The sequence below is a fragment of the Noviherbaspirillum sp. genome (assembly GCF_035944575.1).
Classification (GTDB): domain Bacteria; phylum Pseudomonadota; class Gammaproteobacteria; order Burkholderiales; family Burkholderiaceae_D; genus Noviherbaspirillum.
The window spans coordinates 1-4,912 of record NZ_DASZBA010000167.1 but is presented as its reverse complement, the minus strand read 5'-3'; the positions used below and the strand labels follow the sequence as shown (position 1 = coordinate 4,912).

The window sequence follows — 4,912 nt, the reverse complement described above, 5'->3', positions numbered from 1 at the left end:
ATGCAGTTCAAGACAAAAATGATTCCATTGGCAGGCGCGATTGCATTTGCACTGGCAGGTGCCGCATCGGCACAGGAACAGGTCGTGCGCATCGGCCACGTCGGCCCGATCTCCGGCTCGATCGCCCACCTGGGCAAGGACAATGAAAACGGTGCGCGCATGGCCATCGATGAATTGAATGCCAAGGGCGTGACCATCGGCGGCAAAAAGGTCAAGTTCGAACTGCTGGCAGAAGACGATGCCGCCGACCCGAAACAGGGCACCGCCGCCGCACAGAAGCTCGTCGATGCCAAGGTCCAGGGCGTCATCGGCCACCTCAATTCCGGCACCACCATCCCGGCCTCGAAGATCTATCACGATGCCGGCATCCCGCAGATCTCGCCCTCGGCCACCAATCCCAAGTACACCCAGCAAGGCTACAAGAGCGCTTTCCGCGTCGTGGCCAATGACGGCCAGCTCGGCGGCACCCTGGGCCGCTATGCGGCAGAGCAACTCAAAGCCAAGAAAGTGGCGGTCATCGATGACCGTACCGCCTATGGCCAGGGGGTAGCCGAAGAGTTCGTCAAGGGCGCCAAGAGCAAGGGCGTGCAGGTGGTGGCGCAGCAGTACACCAACGACAAGGCCACCGACTTCAACGCCATTCTGACGGCCATCAAGGCCAAGAACCCGGACGTGGTGTTCTTTGGCGGCATGGATGCGGTAGCCGGTCCGATGCTGCGCCAGATGAAGGCGCTGGGCATCAATGCCAAGTTCATGGGCGGTGACGGCATCTGCACCGAAGCGCTGGCCAAGCTCGCCGGCGACGCCATTGGCGACAACCAGGTCATCTGCGCCGAGGCAGGCGGCGTGGTGGAAGCGCAACGGAAGGGCATGGAAGACTTCCGTGCGGCGTTCAAGAAGAAGTTCAATACCGAAGTGCAGATCTATGCGCCGTACGTGTACGACTCGGTGATGGTGATGGCTGAGGCGATGCAGAAGGCCAATTCGAGCGATCCGGCGAAGTACCTGCCGGTGCTGCAGAAGATCAACTACCAGGGCGTGACCGGTCCGATCGTGTTTGACAACAAGGGCGACATCAAGAACGCCACGCTGACGCTGTACACCTACAAGGGTGGCAACCGCCAGCAGCTGGAAGTGGTCAAGTAAGCCTCCCACACCAGCAACTACTGCAATAGCAACGACCGCGCCCCGGCTTCCGCCGGGGCGTTTTCGTTTGTGCCCGCGACGAGGCGCAAGTTAAAACGATCAATCGCACTTCGTCGCAAACCAAAAGCGAGTGCCCAAAAACAAAGCGCTCCGTGGAGCGCTTTTCAATTACGAGTTTGGCTTATGCCTACTTCTGGGCCATGATCCATTTCACCAGAGTGCGCGCTTCAGCATCACTGACCTGCGCGTTCGCCGGCATTGGTACCGATCCCCAGACGCCGGCGCCACCCTTCAGCACTTTCTGCGTCAGCTTGTCTTCAGCATCCTTCTGTCCCGCATACTTCGCCGCCACATCCTTGAAGGAAGGGCCGACGACTTTGCTGCCAACGGCGTGGCAGGCCATGCAGTTTTTTGCCTTCGCCAGTTCGGGGCTTGCCATCGCGGCATTGGACGCCAGCACTCCAACTGCCAAACACAACAACAAGGAACGATTCATTAATTTCTCCAAAATGTTGATGCATGATTCTACCGTGTTTTGCCTGACGGACAACGGCAGCCTGCCCTTCCATAACTACATCGCATCAGAAAGCGTTGACAGCGTGGCCCAACCGTTACATTCTTTCACAACAAGTTGATCCAAGGGAGTTGTAATGCCGCTCATTATTATCATTGTTGCATTGGCCGCGCTTCGTTATTTCGAGGTTGGACCATTTGCTGAATTGTCGTGGTGGTGGATTATCGGCTTGTTCGCCGTCGCATTCATCTGGTTCGAGTTTCTCGAAAAGATGTTCGGCTTCGACAAGCGGCAGGCAGACGAGCAGTTGGAGAAAGCCCGCAAGGAACGGGTCAAGAAAACGTTCCAAAAATAAGACGACAAAAAATAAAAGGCCGGAGAAATTCTCCGGCCTTTTTCATTCGGGCCAACCGGCGCAAATCAGTCGGTGACTGCTCCCTTGCTGGCGGAAGATGCGAGTGCAGCAAACTTCGCCAGCACACCGCGGGTGTAGCGAGGCGTCGGTGCTTTCCATGCGGCGCGACGGCGAGCGATTTCCTCTTCGGGCACGTTCAGCTGGATCAGCAGTTGACGCGCGTCGATGGTGATGCTGTCGCCTTCCTGCACCAGGGCGATCGTGCCTCCCGCGAATGCCTCCGGCGCGACATGGCCGACCACCATTCCCCAAGTACCGCCGGAGAATCGTCCGTCGGTGATCAAACCGACCGACTCACCCAACCCCTTGCCGATGATGGCGGACGTCGGAGCGAGCATCTCCGGCATGCCAGGAGCGCCTTTTGGACCGAGATAGCGCAGCACCAGCACGTCGCCCGCATTGATCTTGTCCGCGAGGATTGCGTCCATCGCCGAGTATTCGTCTTCAAACACCCGCGCCGGACCGGTGATGACCGGATTCTTCAAGCCGGTAATCTTCGCGACGCAGCCTTCCGGCGACAGATTGCCCTTGAGGATGGCGAGGTGGCCTTGTTCGTACAGCGCCTTTTCGATCGGCATGATGACGTCCTGATCGGCACGGGGCTGATCAGGTACGTCGGCGAGTTCCTCGGCCATCGTGCGTCCGGTGATGGTGATGCAATCGCCGTGCAGCAGGCCGGCGTTGAGCAGGATCTTCATGACCTGCGGAATACCGCCCGCCTTGTGCAGATCCGTTGCGACGTACTGGCCGGACGGTTTCAGGTTGCAGATGACCGGAACCTTCTTGCGGATCCGCTCGAAATCGTCAATGGTCCATTCCACTTCCGCGGCATGGGCGATTGCGAGGTAATGCAGCACCGCGTTGGTCGAGCCGCCGGTTGCCATGATCACCGCCACCGCATTCTCGATCGACTTGCGGGTAATGATGTCGCGTGGCTTGAGGTCGCGCTTGACGGCTTCCACCAGCACCCGGGCCGATTCGGCGGCGGAACCCACTTTTTCATCGTCCGGGTTGGCCATGGTCGACGAATACATGAGCGACATGCCGAGCGCCTCGAACGACGACGACATGGTGTTGGCGGTGTACATGCCTCCGCAGGAGCCGGATGACGGACAGGCATTCTGTTCGACGCCCTCGAAGTCTTCCTGCGACATGCGTCCGGCGGTGAATTCCCCCACCGCCTCGAACGACGACACGATGGTCAGATCCTTGCCCTTCCAGTTTCCGGGACGGATGGTGCCGCCATAGACATAGATGCTCGGCACGTTGGTGCGTGCCATTGCGATCATTCCGCCAGGCATGTTCTTGTCGCAGCCGCCGATGACGACGCAGCCGTCCATCCACTGTCCGTTCACGGCCGTCTCGATACAGTCGGCAATGACCTCGCGCGAGATCAGCGAAAACTTCATGCCTTCCGTACCCATGGACATGCCGTCGGAAATCGTCGGTGTGCCGAATACCTGCGGGTTGGCGCCGGCTTCCTTGACCGCGGTGATGGCGACATCCGCCAGTTTCTGCAGGCCGGAGTTGCAAGGTGTGATGGTCGAATGGCCGTTGGCGATACCGATCATCGGCTTGTCGAAGTCTTCCTTCTTGTATCCCATCGCGTAATACATCGAGCGGTTCGGGCTGCGGGCAACGCCCTGCGTGATATTTTTCGAGCGGCGATTGAAGGCCATGATATCTCCGGGATGTGCATGAAAGGCGCTAGGGTGCCTTGCCTGAAGCCATGTGTCAAATATATGATTCATTCCTCATTAATATGAAATGCGTATATATGAGCTTATGAATATTGAACTGCGCCAGCTCCGCTATTTCATTGCCGTTGCCGAGGAAAATCATTTCGGCAGGGCAGCCGCCAGGCTACATATGACGCAGCCGCCACTGTCACAAACCATTCAGGCACTGGAAGCGACGCTCGGCGTGCCGCTGTTCGCCCGCACCAAGCGCAGCGTATCGTTGACACCCGCCGGCGCCGCCCTGCTGCCCGAAGCACGGCGCATCCTGCAGCAGGCAACCGCCCTGCCCGACCTTGCCCGCCGGGCTGCCTCCGGCGAATCGGGCCTGCTGTCCCTGTCCTTCGTATCGACCGCCGACTACAGCCTGCTGCCGCCGCTGCTTAGGGAGTTTCGCGAGCACCATCCCCAGGTACAGATCAACCTGCGCGAAGCAACCACCGATATCCAGCTCGATGATCTGCTGCAAGGCCGGATCGATGCCGGCCTGCTGATCCCGCCGCTGCCGGAAAAGGCGAAATCGGAACTCGACTACATGACCCTGCTGTCGGAACCGCTCATCCTGGCGGCACCCCATGGATTGAAAGCGGTGCAGGAAAGGAAGGCGGTAGGGCTGAAAATGGTAGCCGACATGCCACTGATCATTTTCCCCCGTCGGATCGCACCGGCTTTTCATGATTCGATCCTCGGTTGCTTCCGGGATGCTGGCTTGACACCGCGCATAGGGCAGGAGGCGATACAAATGCAGACTATCGTCGGACTCGTCTCTGCCGGCATGGGCATTGCTCTTGTGCCACAATCGGTGTCGAATTTGAAACGCCCGGGTGTCGAATACCGGAATTTGAACAATAAAACCTTGCCGTTCGAAACCGGCCTGGCATGGCGACGCGATAATGCGTCGCCCGTGCTGCGCACGTTTCTTGAACTACTAAGAAGGAAATAGATGCTGATCCACCCGCTTCCCGACCCCGTCGCGATTTCGCTCGGCCCCCTGTCCGTGCATTGGTATGGCCTGATGTACCTTGTGGCGTTCGTCCAGTTTCTCCTGCTTGGCCGGATACGGGTGCGGCAGCCCCATATCGCGGCAGCCGGATGGAAGAA

General features: G+C 58.9%; 6 protein-coding genes. 4 read left to right on the top strand and 2 right to left on the bottom strand.

Going from position 1 to position 4,912, the window contains the following annotated elements; genetic code table 11:
- Positions 1 to 1,146 carry a branched-chain amino acid ABC transporter substrate-binding protein gene (locus tag VGU61_RS11930; RefSeq protein ID WP_326859347.1) on the top strand — a complete coding sequence of 382 codons (1,146 nt, stop codon included), beginning with the start codon at positions 1 to 3 and terminating at the stop codon, positions 1,144 to 1,146.
- Between the two features lie 187 nt (positions 1,147 to 1,333).
- Here VGU61_RS11930 and VGU61_RS11925 read toward each other — a convergent pair whose 3' ends face one another.
- Complete coding sequence (locus VGU61_RS11925) at positions 1,334 to 1,642, bottom strand: c-type cytochrome (protein WP_326859346.1); 309 nt, start codon at positions 1,640 to 1,642, stop codon at positions 1,334 to 1,336.
- A 154-nt stretch (positions 1,643 to 1,796) separates the two neighbouring features.
- Here VGU61_RS11925 and VGU61_RS11920 point away from each other — a divergent pair, with 154 nt between their 5' ends.
- A complete protein-coding gene (locus VGU61_RS11920; protein ID WP_326859345.1) occupies positions 1,797 to 2,015 on the top strand; it encodes a TIGR04438 family Trp-rich protein in 219 nt (72 codons plus the stop codon).
- Between the two features lie 65 nt (positions 2,016 to 2,080).
- Here VGU61_RS11920 and ilvD read toward each other — a convergent pair whose 3' ends face one another.
- The gene (gene ilvD, locus VGU61_RS11915) at positions 2,081 to 3,754 is read right to left on the bottom strand and encodes a dihydroxy-acid dehydratase (RefSeq protein ID WP_326859344.1); all 1,674 of its coding nucleotides are present in this window, start codon (positions 3,752 to 3,754) and stop codon (positions 2,081 to 2,083) included.
- A gap of 106 nt (positions 3,755 to 3,860) precedes the next feature.
- Here ilvD and VGU61_RS11910 point away from each other — a divergent pair, with 106 nt between their 5' ends.
- Positions 3,861 to 4,754, top strand: coding sequence for a LysR substrate-binding domain-containing protein (locus VGU61_RS11910; RefSeq protein WP_326859343.1), 894 nt, complete (start codon positions 3,861 to 3,863; stop codon positions 4,752 to 4,754).
- Positions 4,755 to 4,912, top strand: a 158-nt coding sequence (locus tag VGU61_RS11905; RefSeq protein ID WP_326859348.1) for a prolipoprotein diacylglyceryl transferase family protein, incomplete at its 3' end; no start/stop codon positions are given.